The organism is Rhizobium mongolense subsp. loessense (assembly GCF_900099775.1).
GTDB lineage: Bacteria > Pseudomonadota > Alphaproteobacteria > Rhizobiales > Rhizobiaceae > Rhizobium > Rhizobium loessense.
Map to the genome: position 1 here is coordinate 26,353 of NZ_FMTM01000007.1, position 24,038 is coordinate 50,390.

The 24,038-nt window shown below is 59.2% G+C and carries 22 protein-coding genes, 1 tRNA gene and 1 pseudogene; 6 read left to right on the forward strand and 18 right to left on the reverse strand.

Features of this window, described 5'->3' with window-relative positions; all coding sequences use genetic code 11:
* Window positions 1–1,778: 1,778 nt before the first annotated feature.
* The 6 genes and pseudogenes from BLP23_RS33280 to BLP23_RS33295 all read right to left on the reverse strand — a co-directional run bounded on the left by BLP23_RS33280 (window position 1,779) and on the right by BLP23_RS33295 (window position 4,070).
* Entirely contained in the window at window positions 1,779–2,009 is a 231-nt protein-coding gene (locus BLP23_RS33280) for a hypothetical protein (RefSeq protein WP_139187094.1), read from the reverse strand.
* Window positions 2,010–2,212: 203 nt separating this feature from the next.
* Window positions 2,213–2,455 (reverse strand): hypothetical protein, encoded by a 243-nt coding sequence (locus BLP23_RS33285; protein ID WP_139187095.1) that lies wholly within the window; start codon window positions 2,453–2,455, stop codon window positions 2,213–2,215.
* An 86-nt stretch (window positions 2,456–2,541) separates the two neighbouring features.
* Window positions 2,542–2,829: a DUF1236 domain-containing protein gene (locus tag BLP23_RS21260; protein ID WP_092586810.1), complete on the reverse strand. Its 288-nt coding sequence runs from the start codon at window positions 2,827–2,829 to the stop codon at window positions 2,542–2,544.
* Window positions 2,830–3,139: 310 nt separating this feature from the next.
* Window positions 3,140–3,262 (reverse strand): annotated as a pseudogene (locus tag BLP23_RS33290) (IS481 family transposase); the annotation flags it as partial.
* A 136-nt stretch (window positions 3,263–3,398) separates the two neighbouring features.
* The gene (locus BLP23_RS21265; RefSeq protein WP_092586811.1) at window positions 3,399–3,620 is read right to left on the reverse strand and encodes a hypothetical protein; all 222 of its coding nucleotides are present in this window, start codon (window positions 3,618–3,620) and stop codon (window positions 3,399–3,401) included.
* A gap of 228 nt (window positions 3,621–3,848) precedes the next feature.
* Window positions 3,849–4,070, reverse strand: coding sequence for a hypothetical protein (locus BLP23_RS33295; protein ID WP_139187096.1), 222 nt, complete (start codon window positions 4,068–4,070; stop codon window positions 3,849–3,851).
* Window positions 4,071–4,576: 506 nt separating this feature from the next.
* Here BLP23_RS33295 and BLP23_RS21280 point away from each other — a divergent pair.
* Window positions 4,577–4,903, forward strand: coding sequence for a hypothetical protein (locus BLP23_RS21280; RefSeq protein WP_092586814.1), 327 nt, complete (start codon window positions 4,577–4,579; stop codon window positions 4,901–4,903).
* A gap of 466 nt (window positions 4,904–5,369) precedes the next feature.
* Window positions 5,370–5,594 (forward strand): DUF982 domain-containing protein, encoded by a 225-nt coding sequence (locus BLP23_RS21285; RefSeq protein WP_092586815.1) that lies wholly within the window; start codon window positions 5,370–5,372, stop codon window positions 5,592–5,594.
* 34 nt (window positions 5,595–5,628) lie between these two features.
* On the opposite strand, the gene BLP23_RS21290 is transcribed toward BLP23_RS21285, so the two are convergent.
* From BLP23_RS21290 to BLP23_RS21305, 4 genes are all read right to left on the reverse strand, one after another.
* A tRNA-Met gene (locus BLP23_RS21290) sits at window positions 5,629–5,705 on the reverse strand.
* Window positions 5,706–5,837: 132 nt separating this feature from the next.
* Entirely contained in the window at window positions 5,838–7,037 is a 1,200-nt protein-coding gene (gene mnmA, locus BLP23_RS21295; RefSeq protein ID WP_092587045.1) for a tRNA 2-thiouridine(34) synthase MnmA, read from the reverse strand.
* Between the two features lie 162 nt (window positions 7,038–7,199).
* Complete coding sequence (locus tag BLP23_RS21300; protein ID WP_092586816.1) at window positions 7,200–8,300, reverse strand: mechanosensitive ion channel family protein; 1,101 nt, start codon at window positions 8,298–8,300, stop codon at window positions 7,200–7,202.
* A 98-nt stretch (window positions 8,301–8,398) separates the two neighbouring features.
* Window positions 8,399–10,477: a putative bifunctional diguanylate cyclase/phosphodiesterase gene (locus BLP23_RS21305; RefSeq protein WP_324613770.1), complete on the reverse strand. Its 2,079-nt coding sequence runs from the start codon at window positions 10,475–10,477 to the stop codon at window positions 8,399–8,401.
* Window positions 10,478–10,809: 332 nt separating this feature from the next.
* On the opposite strand from BLP23_RS21305, the gene BLP23_RS21310 reads away from it, so the two are divergent.
* Both BLP23_RS21310 and BLP23_RS21315 read left to right on the forward strand, forming a co-directional pair.
* Window positions 10,810–12,051 (forward strand): erythromycin esterase family protein, encoded by a 1,242-nt coding sequence (locus BLP23_RS21310; protein ID WP_092586818.1) that lies wholly within the window; start codon window positions 10,810–10,812, stop codon window positions 12,049–12,051.
* A 2-nt stretch (window positions 12,052–12,053) separates the two neighbouring features.
* On the forward strand, window positions 12,054–12,722 hold the full coding sequence (locus BLP23_RS21315) for a phosphoribosyltransferase (protein ID WP_092586819.1): 669 nt from the start codon (window positions 12,054–12,056) through the stop codon (window positions 12,720–12,722).
* A 135-nt stretch (window positions 12,723–12,857) separates the two neighbouring features.
* Here the strand turns inward: BLP23_RS21315 and BLP23_RS21320 are convergent, their stop codons facing one another.
* The gene (locus BLP23_RS21320) at window positions 12,858–13,280 is read right to left on the reverse strand and encodes a MerR family transcriptional regulator (protein ID WP_092586820.1); all 423 of its coding nucleotides are present in this window, start codon (window positions 13,278–13,280) and stop codon (window positions 12,858–12,860) included.
* Window positions 13,281–13,351: 71 nt separating this feature from the next.
* Here BLP23_RS21320 and BLP23_RS21325 point away from each other — a divergent pair, with 71 nt between their 5' ends.
* Window positions 13,352–15,556: a heavy metal translocating P-type ATPase gene (locus BLP23_RS21325; protein ID WP_092586821.1), complete on the forward strand. Its 2,205-nt coding sequence runs from the start codon at window positions 13,352–13,354 to the stop codon at window positions 15,554–15,556.
* A 143-nt stretch (window positions 15,557–15,699) separates the two neighbouring features.
* Window positions 15,700–16,215 (forward strand): YidB family protein, encoded by a 516-nt coding sequence (locus BLP23_RS21330; RefSeq protein WP_092586822.1) that lies wholly within the window; start codon window positions 15,700–15,702, stop codon window positions 16,213–16,215.
* A 64-nt stretch (window positions 16,216–16,279) separates the two neighbouring features.
* Here the strand turns inward: BLP23_RS21330 and serA are convergent, their stop codons facing one another.
* The 7 genes from serA to ctaD all read right to left on the reverse strand — a co-directional run bounded on the left by serA (window position 16,280) and on the right by ctaD (window position 24,021).
* A complete protein-coding gene (gene serA, locus BLP23_RS21335; RefSeq protein WP_092586823.1) occupies window positions 16,280–17,875 on the reverse strand; it encodes a phosphoglycerate dehydrogenase in 1,596 nt (531 codons plus the stop codon).
* A gap of 84 nt (window positions 17,876–17,959) precedes the next feature.
* On the reverse strand, window positions 17,960–19,138 hold the full coding sequence (locus tag BLP23_RS21340) for a phosphoserine transaminase (RefSeq protein ID WP_092586824.1): 1,179 nt from the start codon (window positions 19,136–19,138) through the stop codon (window positions 17,960–17,962).
* Between the two features lie 271 nt (window positions 19,139–19,409).
* Window positions 19,410–20,246, reverse strand: a complete 837-nt coding sequence (locus BLP23_RS21345; RefSeq protein ID WP_092586825.1) for an outer membrane protein — start codon at window positions 20,244–20,246, stop codon at window positions 19,410–19,412.
* 218 nt (window positions 20,247–20,464) lie between these two features.
* Window positions 20,465–20,797 carry a cytochrome C oxidase subunit IV family protein gene (locus BLP23_RS21350; protein ID WP_039846010.1) on the reverse strand — a complete coding sequence of 111 codons (333 nt, stop codon included), beginning with the start codon at window positions 20,795–20,797 and terminating at the stop codon, window positions 20,465–20,467.
* A gap of 8 nt (window positions 20,798–20,805) precedes the next feature.
* The gene (locus BLP23_RS21355) at window positions 20,806–21,528 is read right to left on the reverse strand and encodes a heme-copper oxidase subunit III family protein (RefSeq protein ID WP_092586826.1); all 723 of its coding nucleotides are present in this window, start codon (window positions 21,526–21,528) and stop codon (window positions 20,806–20,808) included.
* Between the two features lie 10 nt (window positions 21,529–21,538).
* A complete protein-coding gene (locus BLP23_RS21360; protein ID WP_092586827.1) occupies window positions 21,539–22,246 on the reverse strand; it encodes a cytochrome c oxidase subunit 3 in 708 nt (235 codons plus the stop codon).
* Window positions 22,243–24,021 carry a cytochrome c oxidase subunit I gene (gene ctaD, locus BLP23_RS21365; RefSeq protein ID WP_092586828.1) on the reverse strand — a complete coding sequence of 593 codons (1,779 nt, stop codon included), beginning with the start codon at window positions 24,019–24,021 and terminating at the stop codon, window positions 22,243–22,245. The genes BLP23_RS21360 and ctaD overlap by 4 nt, the downstream gene beginning before the upstream one ends.
* Between the last annotated feature and the right edge of the window lie 17 nt (window positions 24,022–24,038).

Here is a 24,038-nt window from a genome sequence, read left to right on the forward strand (position 1 = left end):
CTTGTAAGATGGGTGAGACGATCTCTCGTTAAACTACCCCAAAGGTATTAGTGCGATTCCGCACAAAAAGCGGCCCTGCGTACGGGGTGTTGAGCAGGGCCAGGTCGCCGGCTAGATGCGCGAGCGTAGATGGTGCCGCGCATCCACTCAATTCAACGACTTAACCGCCGAGAGTGTTCCGCCAGCACATAAAAAAGCCCCGCCAAATGAAGCGAGGCAGGCCCTTGGAGAGGATTAGTCCTACAGGCACAAGTGTCTGCTGGCGGATCGCACAGCCATGTGCAAGGGCTAAAGCACGATTACAGGAGATTTTGGCCGTGCGATCCATTCCGCCGAACATTCGAGGCGGTTGAATGTTCCTAGTCGTCCGCTTCTCCCGATCAGCATTTCATCGTCGAGGAGCTGAATTTCCTCGCGAATAATACTGCTGAGGCTGCCGAGAAGAGCAGCTAGTTCGAAATCACGATCGTCGGTTGCCCTCGGCCCTTTCGACGTAAAACTGGCAAATGTGCCGCTTTCCCTTCAGCACTTCTAAACTCGGCATGACACTGGTCTTCTGCGTCGGTGTTGAGCATGCATACTCGCTGTATCGGGAAGAGCAAAGACCCCACGGACCCTCTTAGCCGTGGTTACAAATCGAAAAGCGCGGCGGAACACTTCTTCGACTCCCATTAGGTCGTCAGGCTTACCGAGCATTAAGAATGGAGAACCACGATGAAACGAATCTTATTTGCATCGGCTATGCTGGCCCTGTCGGCAGGCATTCCGCTTGCCCAGACGAGCACAACGACCGGCACGACAACAACGACGACGACTACGACCAAACCCATCACTACCGATAAGGGAACCGACACTACTACCACTGGCAGCACTACGAACTCGAACTCGGCTAAGGACTGCGCACCTGGCCAACAGCCCGGAAGCGCGAAGCAGGCGGCACCGGGGCAGCAGGACACTGACGCCAACACTGCCGCTCCCGGCCAAATGAAGAAGACGACTAAGTGTTAATAGGCCAATATCCGCGGGCACGGCCATGCTCCTTGGCCGGGGAACGTGGGAACAGCCCCGGCCTAAATTCCGTTACCGTCCATGCAGCGCTTTGATCTGCTCGTATAGGTCTTCGAACTTTCTTAAAGCCTCTCCGGGCCGTTGTGGCTGACGACTTAACCCTTTATCGATTTCTTACCTGCGGCTTTTCCGGAAGCTTCTTTCTGCGGGAAGCTTCTTTCTTTCGGTACGGCATGGGCGTCACCTTCGCGGATGCTATCCGGAGGATCGGGACGATTATCTGGGACGTTGAACCACGACGCAAACGGGATCATCTCAAATCCCTGCCCTGCAAGGGGCTAGTTGCCCAGGTAGAGGTCAAATCCCTTTCGCGCAGAGCATCCATGATTTCCATCATCGTGGACTCTTCGAGATGCTGGAGCGGCAGAGTGCTTTCCGCGATGAGAACGATCTCCCTGGTCCTCATGTCAACGATCGACCAAGTGGCGTCGCGGCCACGTTTCGCAAAGTAGGGAGCGCATACTCGAATAATCACGTGCGATCCTTCATTACAAAGAGCCCCGACGAATCGGGGCTAGTTGTTGACGAAGAGGAACGTCGGTCGACGTTCTGAAGATAAACGCATGAGAGGGATCATTGGTTTCGGCACGCTACCGAAACAAGAAGCACTGAGGCGGATCGCACGGCCGCGTGCAAGGGGTTAAAGCAAGGTGACAGGAGACCTTGGCCGCACGATCCATCCGCCGAACATCCCAGGCGGTTGGATGATCCTAGTTGTTCTCTTCATATTCCTGATCAACAATTTCATCTTCGAGGATCTGAGTGTCCTCGCGAGTATTGCGAGGGCTGCCGAGGAGATAGGCCAGCTCAAAATCACGATCTTCGGTAGCGTTTGCGGCTCGCGCTCGACCTTCTCGACGTAAAATTGACAAATGTGCCGCTTTTCCTTCAGTACTTCTAAACTCGGCATGATAGTGGTCCTTTGCGCCGGTGTTGCGCATAGGCATACCCACTGCATAGGGAAGAGCAAAGCACCAGGATAAGGATGAGCGAGAGCTGGCTATGAATGTTCCCGCTTGAATAGAAGGAGGCTCGCGCTGGCCATCGATCAACGCGAGCCCATTTCGCGCCGCGTGACAAGAGGGGAAGGGGTTCGCCTCCGTCACGCACTAATCAGAATGACAGCCGATCAAACGAGAGCAAATTAGTTAAAACGGCTTAGGCCGTCGTGCCCTCGTGCCGTTGTGCTGTCGGCGGAGGCGCCGGGTTCTCCGGAGGCCGAATGCCTCTCTCTCAGGGCATCGATAATCTCCATGGCGGTGGATTCATCAAGGCGTCTTAGCGGCAGAATTTCAGCGATGACAGCGACCTTTTGCGTCTGGGTATTGACGATCGACCAGCTACCATCCCCGTCGCGTCTGGCGTAATAATGCGGGCGTATATTCACGTCGGCCTCTGTCTTTGACCTTGGACGAAGGTGGATTGATGGGGAGGAATTAGCGGGCCCGGGGGCGGGCCCGCAGTGCATTCAAGTTATTCGACGACCTCGATCACCGCGCGGGTCTTTGGATTGACGAGCACGCGCTTTTCGTTGACGATCACATAGCCGTAATCGGGCTGATCGGGGATCGTGTGGATCTCGACCGTGTCAGGAAGCGCCGTACCGACTGCAACCTCACCTTCAAACTTGACCGATGGCGATTTCTGCTCAAGAACGTAGGTTCTGACTTCGCCGGGAACGACGACCGTCGCTGTCTGCGCGACCGCCGCCGCGCCGAGCGACAGAAACAGCGATACGGCGGAGATGACCAGTTTTTTCATGTTATCCTCCAGGATTTTCAGTGTGCCGGTAAAACGCTACCGATAGGATATCGTTCCTCCGCTGCACGGAATGAGTGCGGCGCGACCCTGAGTACCGGCCGCTTTCCTTGGCCGGGGTACCATGGGAAATAGCCCCGGCCTTACCGTTCTAAGCTGAATCTGAAAGCCGCTGAAGGGCGGTCGCCCTGATGAGAACGATGCGGGCCCGCGGGCATCGGTTCAACGCGAGCCCTAGCACCACGCGACACAGGGAGCTAGCCTTGTTCCTGCCGCGCGCCCGTAAGATGACAGACCAGCAAAAGACAGCAAACTAGCTGTGGAGCCTCAACAGGTTGTTCCCGGTCAGACCGAGTCGGCTGATGGGTGGTTTTGAGCCGATACTGCCATGAGGTCTATGCCAATTGTAGCGGTGAAGCCATCGCGGCAGTTCGGCGGTGGTTTCTCAAGACGTTTGAGCGGCAGAGTTTCAGCAATGGCAGCGACCCTGTGCGTTTGCGTATCGACAATCGACCAGCTGCCATCTCCGTCGCCTCTGGCGTAGTACTGCGGCCATGTTCGAATAGTCACGTCTACCTCTGTTTCTCGACAATGCTTACGAGTAGCTGTTCCAAGCTGTCTTCACTCGTGACGCCGTGCTGATAGAAATAGATGATCTGGGTTGCGAGCTCGTCGCAGGCGTCGTCACCCGTTATGTGCCCAGTCGCGCAGATATGATCGAAGACTCTTTTGCAGATCACAATATCTTCGTTCTGCAATGGTGCATCGTTCGCAGCGAACTCATCTCTGGTCATGGTCCAGCACCTCCCAAAAGATGGTCCATTTTCGAAGATCGATCCTGAACGCAGCATGAAAGTAAATCGGTTATCGTTCATGCAGCGATTGTCAATCGCGGTTTCCCATTGCCCTTGATGGTATCGGGCGTACACTGTCCATGCCGGCCCCGATTAACGGCTGAGACCGGTTGGGAGATTATACGTGCTCTTGCCATCATGGAGGAGCACGAGATGTCTCTTCAGGATTTACTTCCCCTCGATGAAAGCCATATCGACACGGTCACCACGGTGGTTCACCAGTGGTGCAAATTTCATCGTGTTGCGATAGACAGCGGCCGTGGCCGTGTGGCGATGACGACCGCTGTTAGGCTCGCAATCGGTGGCAAACATTCGTCCCCAGCGCTCGCTGAAGCTCTCGGCCGCTCTATGCGGATCAAGCAGTTCCAGCGGCCGGTAGATTAGTATCATCGGCCGCTTTGCTGATTCGAGGAGCCGCCGGTTGTGACTACTTCGACAGCCGGGGCGACGCTTCAAACGCTGACTATTATACCGTTAAAGTCGATGGCAAGAGCAGCTCGGAGTGGAGCTGGACAGGGTAAGGGAGTTGATCAATTGACAGGTGGGGACGCGCTTTGCATCTCAATACTGGGTTATGGTTCCGGGTCGCTCGGGCGAAGATGTTGAAAGCTCAGTGTCAAACTTAAGCGCCGACACCTAACTGAAAGCCAAAGGGCGATGGTTGCGGCGAAGCTGGCCAAGATGCTGCGGGGCGGAGACCGAAAGAGTGAGGATTTCGATCAAACCGCAAATTTGCTGAATGATCAGGCTGCCCAGAGGTTGAACATCTCCACTCGAGCCGTCGAGATCGCCAAACATTTCCTTGACTCAAGCTTGTGCCATCAACCATTCTACCCTCATTGGATGTAACGGAAGGTGATCCTGTCACGCCGAAATTCCTGTGATGGAGGAAAGACATGGCAGTTGATTGGTTTGCAACATTGGCAGAGCAAGGGGACATTGCGAAGAGCAAGGAGGTACAGGTGACAACTCTCCTAGCCATGCCAAGTCTTCCAATTGAGATGGCGACCCTACTTTACAGCGATGTTGAGAAAGGCGCTCAAGCATTCGGTCGGATCCTCTCTGAGATGGAAAACGCCGATATCGATGACGAGCTTCTCGAGGCGGCTGACACTCTCGCTGATATCTGGAGCCGGCTTTCTGTTGCATCGGTAAACAAGGTCCGCGAGCTGCAAGGACTTCCCGTAATCACGGGCCAGAGGGCAATTAACTCTCGTCGATAGGACCGGAACATTCTTTCGTTCCCTACCCGGGAGCCGCCGCCTTAGAAGGTCTCCAACCGTACTAGCGCGTTATAGCTACTCCCGCGACCTTGTCCTCTGCCGGACTCGTTTTCGGTCCGGCAGGAATGCCGGAACGTTGCCGCGGGTATCCGACAGGCTCGCGTTTTTTTGATAGCCCAACGCAGGCCCGTGTCGCAAGTGACGCGACGGCAAAGACGCCTTCAAAGATGCAAGCCTTGCTCAATCGAAAAGGCCCGCCGGGGTGTTGGCGGGCCTTCGAACAGGGTGGTCATTAAAAGGCCACCGCTCCGCCTTCTGCGACGGAGACAAAGCGGTGGCCGAGAACCGACCAAAGTTCTATTAACCTTAAAGCGTGAAGGCCCTGTGTATGGCAACTAGCTAATATGGGCTATACGCATCCTAGGGAACGAACCTAGATCGATGCACTTACGTTCGGAGTTCGATCATGTTGATACAACGTTGGAAGGAGCCCCTCGTCTTGGGAGACGGCCGTATCCGGATTGTTCTCGGCTCGGCTGAGGAGGCGATGAACTGGCTTATTCACGAACCCAATCAGAACAGCGAAAAGTGGCGCAACGCGTGGCGCACCTGCAATGCGGCTCACGAAGGACGACTGTCTGCCGAGGAGGCTAGGTCCGCCGTTCAGCTTGCGGCGGCTGGCAGTCGCTAATCGGCTGTTCGTCGCCCGACGCTGTCGATAAAGATGGTAGCGGAGGAGGGATTTGAACCCCCGACACAAGGATTATGATTCCTCTGCTCTGACCTACTGAGCTACTCCGCCACTGGTCAACGATGCCGTTCGCGAAGCGGCGGCTCGTGGGATGAGCGGCTTATAAGGTGCGGTCCGGCTTGGTGTCAAGCAGGTGACATCAAGAAAACGGCGAGCATTGTTGCATACCGTTTCGCGTCCGGTTCAGGCGGCGACGGGTCTGGAAAGGAGGGCCCTCAGCGAGGCTTCGGCCGCCGGCTCGCGCTCTGAACGCTCGACAAAGCCGCCGCCAAAGACGCGGGCGTCATCACCCGGCGCCGAATAAAGCGCGCAGGCCTGGCCGGGCGCCACGCCGGCTTCGCCGACGGTCAGGTCGACACAGATGCCGTGCGCATCGGCACGAAGAACGGCCGGTGTCGGCGCCCGGGTAGAGCGAACCTTCGCGTAGCAGGCAAAACCTTCGCCGGACGCGGCTTCGGCAAGCGGTTCGTCGCCGAGCCAGTTGACGTCTCGAAGATAGACGCGGTGCGTTTCCAGCGCTTCCTTGGGGCCGACAATGACACGGCGGGAGCGCGCATCGAGAAAGACGACATAGAGCGGCTCGCCGGTCGCAACACCGATACCGCGGCGCTGGCCGATCGTATAGTGAAGGATGCCGTCATGGCTGCCGAGCACGCGGCCGTCGAGATGCACGATCTCGCCCGCCAGCGCCGAGTTCGGCTTCAGCTTGGTGATAATATCGGAATACTTGCCCTGCGGCACGAAACAGATGTCCTGGCTGTCGGCCTTCTTCGCAACGACGAGCCCCATCTCTTCGGCAAGCCTGCGGGTCTCGGCCTTCGGCAACCCGCCGAGCGGGAAGCGCAGATAGTCGATCTGCTCCTGAGTGGTCGCGAACAGGAAATAGCTCTGGTCACGATCGGCATCGGCCGGGCGGTAAAGCGCGCGGCGGCTGGGGTTGCCGGATGCCGGGTTCGGGCGCGAACGGATGTAATGGCCGGTCGCCAGCGCATCGGCACCGAGTTCCTTGGCGGTCGCCAGAAGATCGGCAAACTTCACGGTCTGATTGCATGATACGCAAGGGATCGGCGTTTCGCCTGCGACATAGCTTTCCATGAAGGGATTGATGACGGTGTCGCGAAAGCGCTTCTCGTAATCGAGCACGTAATGCGGAATGCCGAGCGTTTCGCAGACACGGCGCGCATCGTCGATGTCCTGCCCGGCGCAGCAGGAGCCGGCGCGGTGAACGGCCGCGCCATGGTCATAAAGCTGCAGCGTGATACCGAGCACATCGTATCCCTGGCGCTTCAAGATGCCGGCAACGACGGAACTGTCGACGCCGCCCGACATGGCGACGACAACGCGCGTATCTTCCGGCTTCTTGTCAAAATCCAGTGTGTTCACGGGTGCTGCCAGTTCAGTGCTTGTTTCGCTCCGCCGTTTGCGCTGCAAATGCGGCGGAATTTCCTGCTCTTCCGGCAGGCTGGTCCGCCGGGCTTTCGTGGCCGTGGATATAGAAAGGATTGCGACTTCGCGCAAGAGGCGGGGATTTGCAGCCATGCCGCGCTATTCCGCTGCTGCCTTGCGCCCCCTCTCCTCCCGGCCCTCCAGCACTGCTCTGACCTGCGGCAAGGCCTGCGGATGTTCGCGTTGGATGAAATCGATCAGCTTTTCGCGGATTTCGCAGCGCAGGTCGAAGGTTCGCCCGGAATTCGAAGCCGAGGCGAGGATGCGGATTTCCATGACGCTCTCCCTGAAATCGGTGACGGCGACGTTGGCTACCCTCCGATCCCAGAGCTTGGAGCCGGCCAGTATCTCCTCCGCCTTGGCGCGGATCGCGGAAACCGGCACGCTGTAGTCGAGATAGATCATGACCGTGCCGATCAGCGATGCGCTCTCGCGCGTCCAGTTCTGAAACGGGTTCTCGATAAAATAGCTGAGCGGCAGGACGAGGCGGCGCCAGTCCCATATTTTCACGACGACATAAGTCGAGGTGATCTCCTCGACATTGCCCCATTCGCCCTCGACCAGAAGCGCATCGTCGATGCGGATCGGCTGCGTGATCGCAAGCTGAATGCCGGCGAAGAGATTTTTCAGGACCGGCTGCAAAGCCAGACCGACGACGATGCCGGCAACGCCGGCGGATGCGAGCAGGCTCACGCCATATTGCTTGACCGCGTCGAAAGTCATCATGCAGGCGGAAATCGTCACGACGACGATGATCATGTCTGCGATCCGCTCGATGATCCGCGACTGCGTGACATGCTTGCGCGCGAACAGATTATCCTCGGCGTCCAGCTTGAAGCGCCGCAGATAGACCGTCATCCAGATATGCTTGGCGGTCTTCCCCATCCAGGCAACGAGGATGATGAAGGCGATCAGCAGCACGTGGCGCAGCGTCGAGGCCTGATATTCCGTGAGCGGTGAAATCGTGGCGGCAAAACCCAGCGCCGCAGCTAGGATAGCCAGCCGCGCCATGCCCTCGAGCCGGGAGACAAGCGACCGCCAGATGATATCGCGAGAAGCGACGAGGCGTGCCAGAAGCCGGAAAGCGACGCGATGGAAGAAAAGCGAGAGCGCCACCACGACAGCGAAGATGCCAATGCTTGCCACCCAATCAGGCAGCCAGATGCCTTGGGCGCGAATATCGTTCACAAGGTCGGACATGAGCTGGCACTTAGGGTGCTCTGCAATATGGAAAAGGGCAAAAGTTCATGCGACCGCTTGGAACGCAGCAAGGCCGCGGAGCCTTCCGATGGGAGATCTCAGCCGTTGACGGCGATGCGCCGCTTTAAGGCCGTGCCGTATATCAATTCTTCGGCTTGCGCCCGTGGCGTGGGCTTGCCGAGCAGATAGCCCTGGACTTCCCCGAAACCCTCCTGCTTGAGCCTCTTGAGCTGCTCTTTTGTTTCGACACCTTCGGCAAGCGTCGTCGCATTGAAGCCCGAACCGATGCCGACGACTGCGCGGATGATGGCGAGACTGCCGGCATCGCTCTCGATACCGGCCACGAAGCTGCGATCGAGCTTGATCTTGTCGAAGGCGAAGGCGCGAAGATAGCTGAAGGAGGAATAGCCGGTGCCGAAATCGTCGATCGCGATACGGATGCCGAGTTCCTTCAGCGCGCGCAGCAGCGGCAGGCTCAATTCGACGTCGTCGAGGAAGACGGATTCCGTGATCTCTATTTCCAGCCGCTCCGGCCGCAGGCCGCTGCCGTCAAGGGCAGCGACAACGGTCGACAGAAGACTGGTGTGGCGGAACTGGCTGACGGAGAGATTGACCGCAATCTTCAGATGACCGGGCCACGAAGCGGCGGTACGGCATGCATCGCGCAGCACCCATTCGCCGATCGGAACGATCAGCCCCGTCTCCTCTGCAATCGGAATGAACTCCGTCGGTGCGACCAGGCCGCGCAGCGGATGGTGCCAGCGGATGAGCGCTTCGAAGCCTGCAAGACCGTCATCTTCCAGCCTGACAATCGGCTGATAGTGCAATTCGAATTGATTTTTCACCAGCGCATCGCGAAGCTCTGCACTCAACTGGTGCCACCGCTCGGCTTCAAGCCGCATCTCGGGCTCATAGAAGCGATAGGTCGACCGGCCGCTCGCCTTCGCGGCGTAAAGCGCAAGATCGGCATGGCGCATCAGCACGTCGGCATCTTCGGCATGCTCCGGTGCCAGTGCAATCCCGATGCTGCAGCTGACATGCTCGTTGGCGCCATCGAGATCAAAAGGCGCGGAGAGCAGCGCGAGAAGCTGTTTGGCAAAGCGCTCAGCGCGGCTAATCTCCGCAAGCTTCAGGACAAGAGCAAATTCGTCACCGCCAAGGCGGGCGACGAGATCACCCTCCTGCGCCAGCGCGGAAAGGCGCTTCGCAACCTGGCGCAAAAGCGTGTCGCCAGCAGCGTGGCCCTTGCTGTCGTTGATGTGCTTGAAATGATCGACATCGAGATAAAGAAGCGCGATCGGGGCAGTCGCCGTCGCTGCGGCGGCATGCAATTCGATATGCTGGGCAAAGGCCGCGCGGTTCGGCAGGCCGGTCAAGGAATCGTTCATGGCCATGTATGCAAGCTTCGCTTCGAAGGCCCGCTCTTCCGTCACGTCCTGTGAGATGCCGAGCAGATAGCGCGGCGGACCGCCTTCGGGAGCAGGCAGCGCCTTTTTCGCCGTCCTCAGAATACGCTGCACGCCGTCGAGACCCTGGATCGTTTCCTCGAAGGTGATCGTGCCTTTGGCATCAAAGGCGCGGCTGTCCTGTTCGCGGAGGGTCGCCATCTGCGCCGCCGGAAAGATCGTGCGGTCGGTGCTGCCGAGCACGTCCTCCGTGGAACGGCCGACAATGACGCTGCAGGCCTCGTTGAAAAGGATGTAGCGGCCGTCCTCCTCCATGTCCTTGACGAAAACGCCGACTGGAAGGTTATCGACGATGCTGTCGAGCAGCGAGCGCGTATCCGTCACCTGCCGCCTTGCGGCATTGACCTCCGTGCGGTCCTGCACGATCGCCAAGATGGCGCTCTTTCCGTCGAAGCGTACCTCGCGTCCATAGGTTAGCACTTCGAAGGTCTCGCCATTGGCCTTGAGATGCGCCCAGCGCTCGGCCTTTTCGATGTCGGTGCGCGTTTCGACAGCCTTCAGCATGCGCGCTCGCTCGGCAGCCGGCCGGATGTCGAGCACCGTCATGGCAGAAAATTCCTCCGGCGCAAAACCGTAAAGATCCAGCGCGGCATCGTTGACGATCAGGAAATGTAATGTTTCGGGATCATAGACCCACATCGGCGACGGATGCGTCTTGAACAGCGAGCGGAAATCGTCGTTCGGAGCTACGATCTCATCGGGCTTTTTCACGGTTACGGCCATGGATAGAGGATGGGTTCGAAAAATATCCGGGCTGTTTATAGAGAAAAAAACTAAATAAAATCAGAATCATAGATCGCCCAAACTTTGGGCGGAAGCATGTTGATTAGGCAATTGGATGCCGTTTGATGCCGCAGGAACAATCCCCGCGGCAATTTGTTTCTAGTGAGACGATACGGAGCCAACGGCGTCGAACCGCCTTCGCGAACAACGGACAAATAACCGATCACATTTCGAAAAGGAGGCTCATGTAACCGAACCAGGCGGACGGCATCGCGCATGCAATTCGCCATGCATGCGAACCGCTGCCTGATCCCGCTCATATGATCGAATTCGGCGTCTTCTTCGATCCATATATCGACAGCTCGAAGGTCGTCCTCCTCGGCGAGGCGTCGCACGGCACCGCTGAGTTCTACCAGGCGCGCGCGGCAATCACCCGAAACCTCATCGAAAATCACGGTTTCAACATTGTTGCCGTTGAAGCTGATTGGCCCGACGCCGAAAGGATCGACCGGCATGTGCGCCACCGGAACGTACGAGCCTACGACGCAGAGTCGTTTATACGCTTTCCCGATTGGATGTGGCGGAACGGCGAGTTCGAGCAGTTCGTCTCATGGCTGCGCAACTACAATGAGAGCCTCGCGCCGGGCCGGCGCGTCGAGTTCCGTGGCTTGGATATCTACTCACTGAACAGCTCGCTCAAAGCGGTGCTCGATTACCTCCAGCGTATCGACCCCGCCGAGGCGATAGAAGCCCGCCGCCGTTACGCCTGCCTGACGCCATGGCAGGAGCGGCCGGCGGGCTATGCCCATGCCATCCTTTCCGGCCTTCAGGAGGAATGCGAACCGGCCGTCGTCGCCCAATTGCAGGAACTGCTCGCCCGCGAGCTCGATTATGCAGCCGCTGACGGCGAGGACTTTCTCGATGCAGCTCAAAATGCGCGTATCGTCGCAACCGCCGAACACTATTATCGTGCGATGTACCGGAGCGGCAACGATTCCTGGAACCTGCGCGACAAGCACATGTTCGAAACGCTCCAGAAGCTGATGGAGTATCGGCCAGATGCAAAGGCTGTCGTGTGGGCCCACAATTCGCACATCGGCAATGCGGCCGCCACCGCCATGGGCTGGGACGGCCAGTTCAACATCGGCGAGCTTGCCCGGATCGCGTACGGCGAGGAGGCTCTTCTCGTGGGCTTCGGGACGGACCGCGGTACTGTGGCCGCCGCCGACGACTGGGATCAGCCGGTAAAAGTCAAGACCGTCAATCCTTCGCGTCCAGACTCCTACGAACGTGTTTTCCGGCAGACCGCGATACCGAGATCGCTGACCGACCTGCGCGGAACTCGCGATCGGGCAGTGCGCGAGATATTGTCGGAACGACGACTTGAACGTGCCATCGGCGTTGTCTACCGGCCGGAAAGCGAATTCTACAGCCACTATTTCGAAGCCGTGCTTCCGGAACAGTTCGACTGCTACCTTTGGTTCGAAGAAACGAAAGCCGTGAAGCCGCTTGCTGCCGTGCGCCCGCAAGGTGTACCTGAAACCTATCCGTTCGGACTGTGACGATGCAGAGCGCTCTCCGCTTTCACAATCGTGCCGACGCGGGCAGAAGGCTCGCCGAAGCCATTGGCGCACGAAGCGATAACCCGGTCGTGCTCGGTCTGCCGCGCGGCGGCGTGCCTGTGGCATTCGAACTCGCGTGCTGCCTGCACGCGCCGCTCGATATTCTCCTGGTCCGCAAGATCGGGGCGCCTGGCTATCCGGAATATGCCATCGGCGCTGTCGTCGACGGCAAAAATCCACAACGTGTGATGAACGAGGACGTTCTTGCCTATTGCGGTGCGTCCCTGGATTATTTCGAGAAAGAGGCCGCCCGCCAGTTCGAAGAGATAGAGAGGCGTCGAAAGCTTTATCTCGGTGATCGCCCACCGACTGATCTTGCGAACCGGAGCGTCATTCTCGTCGACGACGGCATTGCCACCGGCGCATCGGTAAAGGCTGGATTGAAGGCGCTCCGCCAGGCGGGCGCGGCCCATATCACGCTTGCGGTCCCGGTTGCGCCGCGGATGGTCATCGAGGAACTGAAGACGCAAGTCGACGAAGTCTTCTGTCTATCCGCCCCTGAAGACCTCCAGGCGGTCAGCCTTCACTATGACGATTTCAAACAGACCAGCGATGGTGAGGTCACCGGGTTGCTTGCAAGGACTACCTACGGCGACCTTCCGAAGGGCTGAGGCGTTTTCAGCTTCAGCACCACTTCTCCACGTTCTTGCCATTCCAGTAGTGAGGGAAATCGTTGGAAAGGATCATCTGCGCATGGATCGGTGTTCCTTCTGGTTGGAAATGAGAACGATCTGCGCCGTTTAAGTTCAGTGGTGCGGATGCATGCACTGCCCGTGATCGGCAAGGACTTCGATGACCCGGCACTGATCCACACGGCCGTGGCCGCAGCCTTCGACCATGATCTCCAGCTCGGTTTTCAAGGCCATGAGACTGCGGATGCGCTGTTCGACCTCGATGAGCCGCGCTTTGGCGATCGCATCGGCTGAAGCGCAGGATTGATCGGGATCATCCTGCAACGCCAGCAAGGTTCGGATGGAACCGACCTCGAAGCCGAGCTCGCGGGCATGGCGGATGAAGGCAAGGCGGCGGATATCGGCAGGTTCATAGGAGCGCTGGTTACCCTGGCTGCGGCTGGGCGCCGCCAGCAGCCCGATGCTCTCATAGTAGCGGATCGTTGGAACCTTCACCCCGCTCTGGCGGGCTGCATCGCCGATTGTGATCTTTTTCATGATTTTTCTCTTGCACCTCTAGTCGCTAGAGCATGTAGGAAGAATGCTGCTGAAGAACAAGGAAATCCGAAATGGCTGAAGCGGCTCGGGCGAAATACAAAGTTGGCGGCATGGACTGCGCATCCTGCGCGGCGAAGATAGACACGGCAGTCCGCCGCATTGCCGGCGTCGAGGACGTTTCCGTTTCCGTGACCGCCGGCACGATGACCATCAGCCATGATGGTACCAGTGATCTGAAAGCGATAGAGAAGAAGGTGACCGGTCTCGGCTATTCGGTCGTGCCAATGCCGGCAAGGGCGCGGGATCACGATCACGCTGTGCAAGGCTATAATCATGGCCATACCGATCACCATGGACATACTCATCCTGAAAAGGACATCACAGAGCTGCACGGCCACGACCATGGGCCGATGGGCGGCCTTTGGTGGCAAAGCAGAAAAGGGCGCCTGACGATCGCAGCCGGTGCGGCTCTTGCCGCGGCTTATGCTGCCGGGCATCTCATCCCGGCGATCGCCCCTTACGCCTTTGTTGCCGCCGTGCTGGTCGGTCTTGTACCGATCGCCCGCCGCGCGATCTCGGCGGCACTTTCCGGGACCCCGTTTTCGATCGAGATGTTGATGACGATCGCGGCCATCGGCGCCGTCATCATCGACGCTGGAGAGGAGGCCGCAGCCGTCGTCTTCCTCTTTCTTGTCGGCGAGTTGCTGGAAGGGGTTGCCGCCGGACGCGCTCGGGCGAGCATTCAATCGCTGACGGCGCTCGTGCCGAAGAGCGCCTTGCTGGAGGAAAACGGCCAAACGCGCGAAGTGCCGGCGGAAAAGCTCGCTGTTGGCTCCACCATCCTCGTCCGCCCCGGCGACCGGATTTCCGCTGACGGCGTCATCGTCTCGGGCGAAAGCGAGATCGACGAGGCGCCTGTGACGGGGGAAAGCGTTCCGGTGCGCAAAGGTACCGATGACACGGTCTTTGCTGGAACGGTGAACGGTGATGCCGCGCTGCGTATCAAGGTCACCGCCGCAAGTGCCGACAACACGATCGCTCGCGTCATCAAACTCGTCGAGGAAGCGCAGGAATCGAAGGCCCCCACCGAGCGTTTCATCGACCGATTCTCGCGCTACTATACGCCAGGCGTCGTCGCGGCCGCGGCATTGGTCGCGATCATCCCGCCGCTCCTTGCTGATGGCGCCTGGGACGAATGGATCTACAAGGGGCTTGCGATCCTGCTGATCGGATGCCCTTGCGCTCTGGTGATCTCGACGCCCGCTGCAATCGCCGCTTCGCTGTCGGCAGGCGCGCGGCGCGGATTGCTGATGAAGGGTGGTGCCGTGCTGGAAACGCTCGGCAAGGTCACCGCCGTCGCACTCGACAAAACCGGTACATTGACCGAAGGTAAGCCGAGGGTGACCGACATCGTGCCTTTCGAATTGACGGAGGCTCAAGTGCTTTCGCGCACAGCCGTCCTGGAAAGAAACTCCAGCCACCCTCTCGCACTGGCGATCCTCGATCGCGCAAAGAGCGACAAGGTGCCCGTACCGCCGGCCTTCGAGGTGGAAGCCATTCCCGGCAAGGGCATGACCGGCCGCGTTGGCGGTGAAAGGCTCGATCTTCTCTCTCCGTCTGCCGCCCGCGCGACGGGCGCCCTGACGGCCGAACAGGGCGAGCGCATCGCTGCATTGAACGAACAGGGCAAAAGCGTATCGGTTCTACTCGTCGACGGCAAAGCCGCCGGTTTCATCGCCATGCGCGACGAGCCGCGCGGGGACGCAAAAGCCGGCCTCAAGATCCTGACCAATGCCGGGGTCCGGATCGTCATGCTGACCGGCGACAACGAACGCACTGCAAAGGCGATCGGTGAACAGCTTGGTATCGATGTCCGGGCCGAACTCATGCCCGGAGACAAGCAGCGTATTGTCGGCGAGCTGAAGCGCGAAGGCTTCATCGTCGCCAAAGTCGGCGACGGCATCAACGACGCCCCTGCCCTGGCGGCTGCAGATGTCGGCATCGCCATGGGAGGCGGCACGGACGTAGCGCTGGAGACGGCGGATGCGGCGATCTTGCACGGCCGCGTCGGCGATGTGGCAGCGATGATCGAGCTTTCCAAGCGGACGATGCGTAACATCTTCGAAAACATCGCAATCGCGCTTGGCCTGAAGGCGGTCTTTCTCATAACGACCGTCATCGGCCTCACCGGCCTCTGGCCCGCAATCCTCGCCGATACGGGCGCAACAGTGCTGGTGACACTCAATGCGCTGCGGCTGCTACGTCCGATCCGATAGTGCATCTCTGCCGGTGGCGAGCCAACCATAGCTTGTGATGTATTTTCGATGACACGGGAACCATGTTGCCGTCCGCGCATTCCCGCATTCGGGCTGTATTCGTCGAATGCGGCGCCCGGGCAAATCTCGATGGGGAGGATATCATGGATCGCAGAAATCTTACGGCATTGCTCGGCATACTTGCCGTCGCCGGCTACCAGAACCGCGACAAGATCGCCGCAGCACTCCGCGAACTCACGCAAGGCGGCGCACAGCCGCAAACTGCCGGCACAGAGCCCGGCGCAGTGCCCTCGCAGCCTTCTGGAGGAGGTTTGGGCGGACTTCTCGGCGGCCTTGCAGGCGGTGGTCTTGGTGACCTCGTCAAGGGCGGCTCTGCCGGCGGTGTCCTGAGTGGCGGCCTTGGCGGCCTACTCGATCAGTTCACCAAGAACGGCTATGGCGATACCGCGGATTCATGGGTATCGCCCGGTGCGAACAAGCCGATCGACGACCGGCAGCTTTCGCAAGCGCTCGGCCCCGACGTTCTCGAAGAACTTTCTGCAAAGACAGGGTTGAGTGAGGATGAAATCCTGAAACGCCTTTCAAAAGACCTACCGAGGGCCGTCGATGACCTGACACCGCAAGGTCAGATTCCGAACAGCGCCAACTTTTCGATCTGATTGAAAGTTTTGCCCGGCGCAGTCCCCCACGCCGGGCATTCGCATTCTTCCTTGGGAGGAAATCTTAATCGACCGCGAAGACCAAGGGCTTGGCCTGGCGGATTGCCGGGTGCGCCGTCAGCTTGGCGAGAACGTCATCGCCGATCGGACCATCGACATAGAGAAGCGCGATCGCATCACCACCCTGCTTGTCGCGGCCGAGCTGGAAGTTGGCGATGTTCACACCGGCTTCCCCGAGCGTCGTGCCGATGAAGCCGATCATGCCGGGAACGTCGGTGTTGGCAATATAGACCATGTGGCTGCCGACATCGGCATCGAGGTTGATGCCCTTGATCTGGATGAAGCGCGGCTTGCCGTCGGAAAAGACGGTACCGGCGATCGAGCGCGTCATGCTCTCGGTCGTCACCGTGAGCTTGATGTAGCCGTCGAAGACGCCGGTCTTGTCGCGCTTGACCTCGGAGAGCACGATACCCTTTTCCTTGATCATGATCGGCGCCGAAACCATGTTGACGTCGGCAACCTGCGTGCGGATCAGACCGGCAAGCAACGCGCTCGTCAGCGCCCGGGTATTCATGTTCGCCGTGGCGCCGTCGTAGAGGATCTCGATTTCCTTGATCGGCTCCTCGGTGACCTGGCCGACGAAGGCGCCGAGAACGTCCGCGAGCCTGATGAACGGCTTCAGGATCGGCGCTTCTTCAGCCGTGATCGACGGCATGTTGATAGCGTTGGAAACGGCACCCTTGACCAGATAGTCCGCCATCTGCTCGGCAACCTGCAGGGCGACGTTTTCCTGCGCTTCCGTGGTCGATGCACCGAGATGCGGCGTGCAGACGACGTTCGGCAGACCAAAGAGCGGGCTTTCCTTGGCGGGCTCGATCTCGAAGACATCGAAGGCAGCACCGGCGACATGGCCGGACTTGATCGCGTCTGCAAGCGCAGCCTCATCGACGAGACCGCCGCGGGCGCAGTTGATGATGCGCACACCCGGCTTCGTCTTCGCCAGTGCTTCCCTGTTGAGGATGCCGCGCGTCTTGTCCGTCATCGGCACATGCAGCGTGATGAAGTCAGCCTTGGCAAGCAGTTCGTCGAGCTCGACCTTGACAACGCCCATTTCCTCGGCGCGCTCCTTGGACAGGAACGGGTCGTAGGCGAGAACGTGCATCTTGAGACCAATGGCGCGAGCACAGACGATCGATCCAATGTTGCCGGCACCGATCACCCCAAGCGTCTTGCCGGTGATTTCGACACCCATGAACTTCGATTTCTCCCACTTGCCGGCCTGCGTCGAGGCATCAGCCTGCGGTAGCTGGCGGGCAACGGCGAACATCAGCGCGATTGCGTGTTCGGCCGTGGTGATGGAGTTGCCGAAGGGCGTGTTCATGACGATGATGCCGCGGCGCGAAGCAGCCGGGATATCGACATTGTCGACACCGATGCCGGCACGCCCGATGACCTTGAGGTTGGTCGCGGCTGCAATCAGCTTTTCCGTCGCCTTTGTGGCGGAGCGGATGGCAAGACCATCATAGTTGCCGATGACTTCGGCGAGCTTGTCCTTGTCCTTGCCGAGTTGCGGCTGGAAATCGACTTCGACGCCGCGGTCGCGGAAGATCTGGACGGCGGTTTCTGACAATTCGTCGGATACGAGAACGCGAGGTGCCATTGGGGGCTTCCTTCAAAAGTGTTCAGCGATGATAAATGAGAATGCGGAGGCCCCGCTCAGTGAGCGGAGCCGGATGCGATCACGTCAGGCAGCAGCCTGGGAAAGCGTCGCCTTCTGCGTCTCGAAGGCCCAGGAGAGCCAGGGCATCAGCTTCTGCATGTCGGCGGTTTCGATCGTGGCGCCTGCCCAGATACGGAGGCCCGAGGGCGCATCGCGATAATGGCCGATGTCGTAAGCGACACCTTCCTTCTCGAGCAGCGAGACGATGCCCTTGGCAAAATTCGCCTGGCCGTCGGCGTCGAGTGCCGCAACATCCTTGTCGACGATCTTCAGGCAGACTGACGTGTTCGACGCGGTCTCCGGCTTCACCGCCAGGTTGGCGATCCAGTCGTTGGCCGCAACGAAATCGGCGATGACCTTGGCATTCGCATCGGCACGCGCCATCAGTGCCCTGAGGCCGCCGAGCTGCCTTGCCCAAAAAAGCGCATCGAGATAGTCCTCGACGCAGAGCATCGAAGGCGTGTTGATCGTCTCGCCCTGAAAAATGCCTTCGGAGAGCTTGCCGCCGGAGGTCATGCGGAAGATCTTCGGCAGCGGCCAGGCCGGCGTATAGGTCAGCAGGCGCTCAACCGCGCGCGGCGAAAGGATGATGACGCCATGTGCGCCCTCGCCGCCGAGAACCTTCTGCCAGGAAAAGGTGACGACATCGAGCTTGGCGAAATCGAGGTTCTGCGCAAAAGCGGCAGACGTCGCGTCGCAGATCGTCAGTCCCTTGCGGTCGGCCGGGATGAAATCACCGTTCGGAACGCGAACGCCCGATGTGGTACCGTTCCAGGTGAAGACTACGTCCCGGTCGAAATCGACGGAGGAAAGGTCTGGCAGCTCGCCGTAACCGGCTTCGAGCTTGCGGACGTCCTTGAGCTTCAGTTGCTTGACGACATCGGTGACCCAGCCCGCGCCGAAGCTTTCCCAGGCGAGCATGTCCACACCGCGCTCACCGAGCAGCGACCAGAGCGCCATTTCAACGGCACCGGTATCGGAAGCGGGAACGATGCCAATGCGGTAATCCGCCGGCACTTCCAGGACTTCGCGGGTAAGATCGATGGCTTGCTTCAGCTTTGCCTTGCCGACTTTCGCGCGATGCGAACGGCCGAGAGCCGCGTCAGAAAGGGCATCGAGCGTCCAACCGGGGCGCTTCGAGCAGGGGCCAGAAGAGAAATGAGTATTTTGCGGACGTACGTCCGGCTTTGCGGTCTTCGCCATGTGCTATCCTTCCAGATAGATAGCTCCTCGTTGGGGAGGAGTGTCCCGCCGCCGTGGATATAGATGGCGCGCATCATAGTCAACGTAGAAGTGTCGCATCCGGACGATTTTTTGACGCAGGCGCGATCAAGTCCGCTTCATCCGCGCGGGGCCGACAGGGCGGAGAACGGCCCGAAGACAATGGCACAGATCGCTGAACGTGCTCGATCTGCATCCATGACGAAAAAGCCGCCCCAACGGGCGGCTTTCGATCAGCAGCTGAGACTTCGGATCACTTGTAGACCGACGGCTGCAGCGGAATTTCCGGCGGCGGCTCGTAGCTTGCCTGCTGGCAACCGCCGAAGAGGTAACGAGCGCCGACACGGGCTTCATGAACATTGAAGCCCTTGTCCCGGCCAGGACCACCATTGCTCGCGTAACCGAACATGCTACCGCCGTCGACATGCAGGAAGCGATAGCCGACATCCGCCTTGACGTTACAAGTGACGTCGATCGAGGCGCCGGCCATGAGCGCGTAGCTGAAGCGCCAGTTGCCGCGGCCGCCATGGATCACTTCGTCATCGCAACCGCCGCCATCATCCTGGCAGGATTCGTTACGAAGGTTTTTCCATTTGACATAGGTACCGCCGATACCGCCGCCGACATAAGGAGTGAAGACGCCGTAAGTGCCGAGGTCGACATAGGCATTCGCCATCAGCGACCAGGCCGTGAGCGACGAGACATCGCGAGATGTGCAGGCCTCGAGTGGGGCACCGCACTGGCCGGTCGTTGAGCCGCGGAAATCAGCCTTGGTCAGGTAGTCGAGCGTGAGGTCGGTGCGGAAATAATTGTTGATCTGGTAACCAACGCCGCCGCCGACCGTCCAGGAGTCGCGCAGCTCGGCGCTGTCGAAATCGACCTCATTGGCGTTGCTTCCCTGGAAGTAGCGGGCGCCGCGCATGTCGGTAAAGCCATAGCCGACATCGCCGCGCAGATACCAGCCGGTCGATTCGGCTACCGTGACTTCTGGCGGCATTTCCGGCGCGGGCTCGATAGGAGCGAGATCGGCGGCGAAAGCATTTGATGTGACAAGCAATGCGGCAAAGACGCCGGACAAGCTTCTTTTCATGATCCACTCCAAAATCCAGTTGCATCGGCAGAGCGGACTCCCTGCCAATCTGATAGGCTTTGCATGGATAATGAATTGGAAACGTTAAAAGCTGCTTAACTGTAAAAATTAACTACGTTTTCTGCCTCGCAACATGGCCGAGTAACCCGTTGAATTTAACGGAAACATGTTGGAGCCAAACAATGCTTCGATCTTCTAAAGTTAAACAAGTGATCGCGTCAGAGGCCTACACTGGAGAAGGTCAGCCGCGTGAAGATCGTATAGTTCGATTCCGAAACCATCATGGCGACGAAGACAAGCACCAGAACCGGCGGCACCAGGATTGCATAGACAAGCGCCAACCGCTCCCAAGCCATGTGCATGAAGACGGCGACGATCAGTCCTGCCTTCAGCACCATGAAGAACAGGATCAGGAACCATCGCGCGTAGCCCTGGATAGCGAAATAGTCGACCAGGTACGAGAAGGTGCTGAGGACGAAGAGCAACCCCCAGACCAGGAGATAGAGCTTGACGGGGTGTTGTTGTCCGGAATGCGTTTGCGCATGTGCCATGGCAGTCCTCACCACAAATAGAAGAATGCGAAAATGAACACCCAGACGAGATCGACGAAGTGCCAGTAGAGACCCATGATCTCGACGATCTCGTAATCACCCTTGCGGCTGGTAAAAAAGCCCCGCCGCTCCGTGTCGAAATCACCCCGCCAGACCTTGCGGGCGACGATGAGAAGGAAGATCACGCCGAAAGTGACATGGGTGCCGTGGAATCCGGTGATCATGAAGAACGACGAGCCAAATTGCGCCGCACCCCAGGGATTTTCCCAGGGCCTTACGCCTTCCGAGATCAGTTTAGTCCATTCGAACGCCTGCATGCCGACGAATGTGGCGCCGAGAACCGCTGTCAGCAGCATCAGGGCGGCCGTCCGGCCGCGTTCGCGGCGATATCCAAAATTGACAGCCATCGCCATCGTGCCAGAACTGCTGATGAGGACGAAGGTCATGATGGCGATCAGGATCAGCGGCAATTCCTGCCCGCCGATATGAAGTGCGAAGACCTCGCTGGGATTCGGCCACGCGACAGGCGTAGACATGCGCGCAGTCATATAGGCAAGCAGAAAGCAGCCGAAGACGAAGGTGTCGCTGAGGAGGAAGATCCACATCATGGCCTTCCCCCACGAGACGTTCTTGAATGCCCGCTGGTCGGAAGAGAGATCGGCCGCGATCCCACGCAGGCCTTCGGGCCGCTGGAGTGTTCCGCCGGTTTCCGCTTGCGTATATTCAGCCATCCTTCATCCCTCACGAAATCAGCTGGCGGCAGAGATCGACGAAATCATTCGCCCAGCCGGCAAAGAGTGCGAAGAGAACCACCCAGACGAAAAGCATGAAATGCCAGTAGACGGCGCAGAGCTCGAGGCTGAGCTGCAGCCTGCGGGCAGGAAAGCGATCGTCGAATGCCCTGCCCGTCGTGCGGCCGAGCACCGCCAGACCGCCCAGGATGTGCAGGCCGTGCAGGCCGGTCAGCATATAGAAGAAGCTGTTGGCAGGATTGTCGGCAAGCACGTAACCGGCCGCCGCAAGCTCCCGCCACGCCATCACCTGCCCGGCGAGAAAGAGGAACGCCGTCGCCAACCCCAAAAGGAGCGCAATCCGCATGATGTCGCTGCGACCGCGGCGTGCCTCGCCCTTGGCCCATTCGAGAGCGGCGCTGCTGAGCGCAAGCGCGGCGGTGTTGACCCAGAGCAGCCGGGGAATGGGCGTCGCCCACCAGTCGGCTGCCGCCATGCGCATGAAGTAGGCACTAATCAGAAGCGCAAAGAGCGCACCAACTACGGCGAGGAAAATGCCAAGCCCGACCCTGGCGGGCGCGATCGGCAACCGCTTTTCGCCGGCCGACTCGGTCACCAGTCCCACCTCCAGCCACGGCTTGGATGTCAGCCGGTGCTGGGTCATCCACCAGAGTACGATGACTGCGATGACCGCCAGGAAAATCAAGATGACGCTCATGAGGCTGCTCCCGCCGCCGTACGGGCAGTGCCCGGATCATTCTGCGCAAGGAAGTCCTGGCTATTGCCCGGCACGCTGTAATCATACGCCCAACGATAGACCACCGGCAGCTCCTTGCCCCAGTTGCCGTGCACCGGCGGGGTCTGGGGCGTCTGCCATTCCAGCGTTGTCGCACGCCAAGGATTGCCGCCGGCTTCCCGGCCCCTGAAAAGGCTCCAGACCAGATTGAACAGGAAGACGATCTGCGCTGCCCCGACAATCAGCGCGGCAGCGGTGATGAAAACGTTCAGCGTATCGGCGGATGGCGGAACGAAAGCCGTCTCGCCCATCTCGTAATAGCGGCGCGGCACGCCCACCAGGCCGAGATAGTGCATGGGAAAGAAGATCGCATAGGTGCCGAGGAACGTGGTCCAGAAATGGATATGCCCCAGCGTCTCGTCCAGCATGCGTCCGGTCACCTTCGGATACCAATGATAGATTGCACCGAAAATGACCAGGATCGGTGCCACGCCCATCACCATGTGGAAATGCGCCACGACGAACATCGTATCGGACAGCGGTACGTCGACCACCACATTGCCGAGGAACAGTCCCGTCAGGCCGCCATTGACGAAAGTCAGAATGAAGGCGAGCGCAAAAAGCATCGGCAGCGTCAGGTGGATATCGCCGCGCCAGAGCGTCAGCACCCAATTATAAACCTTGATGGCGGTCGGCACCGCAATGATGAGCGTCGTGACGGCAAAGAAGAAGCCGAAATTCGGGTTCATGCCGCTGACATACATGTGATGCGCCCAGACGATGAAGCTGAGCGCCCCGATGATCAGGATCGCCCAGACCATCATGCGGTAGCCGAAGATATTCTTTCGCGCATGCGTGCTAATGAGATCGGAAACGATCCCGAAGGCGGGAAGCGCCACGATATAGACCTCGGGATGACCGAAGAACCAGAAGAGATGCTGGAAAAGAATGGGACTGCCGCCACCCTGCTGCAGCTGCGTGCCCATCTCCACGATGGCAGGCATGAAGAAGCTCGTCCCGAGCAGCCGGTCGAAAAGCATCATCACGGCGGCAACGAAAAGTGCGGGAAAGGCAAGAAGCGCCATGACCGTCGCGGTGAAAATTCCCCAGACCGTCAGCGGCATGCGCATCAGCGTCATGCCGCGCGCGCGTCCCTGCAGCACGGTCACGACATAATTCAGGCCGCCCATCGTGAAGCCGATGATGAACAGGATCAGCGACGACAGCATGAGAATGATGCCCCAATCCTGTCCGCCCGGCGTCCCCGAAAGAATGGCTTGCGGCGGATAGAGCGTCCATCCGGCGCCGGTTGGTCCGCCGGGCGCGAAAAATCCGGCGACGAGCACCAGCACGGCGAGCAGATAAATCCAGTAACTCAGCATGTTGGCATAGGGAAACACCATGTCCCTGGCGCCGAGCATCAGGGGAATGAGGTAGTTGCCGAAACCGCCGAGAAACAGCGCGGTGAGAAGATAGATCACCATGATCATGCCATGCATGGTGATGAACTGGTAATAGTGCTCCGCGTCGATGAAAGCGAAGTAGCCGGGAAAGGCAAGCTGCAGGCGCATCAACCAGGACAGGACGAGCGCCACGAAACCGATCGCCATCGCCGTCACAGAGTATTGGACGGCAATAATCTTCGCATCCTGGCTGAAGACATATTTCGTCCACCAGCTCTTCGGATGGTAAAGTTCCACATCTTCGACTTCTGCAGGTGGGATGACCTCCCCGGCGCCCGATCGAATATCGACCATGATATGTCCGTCCTCCC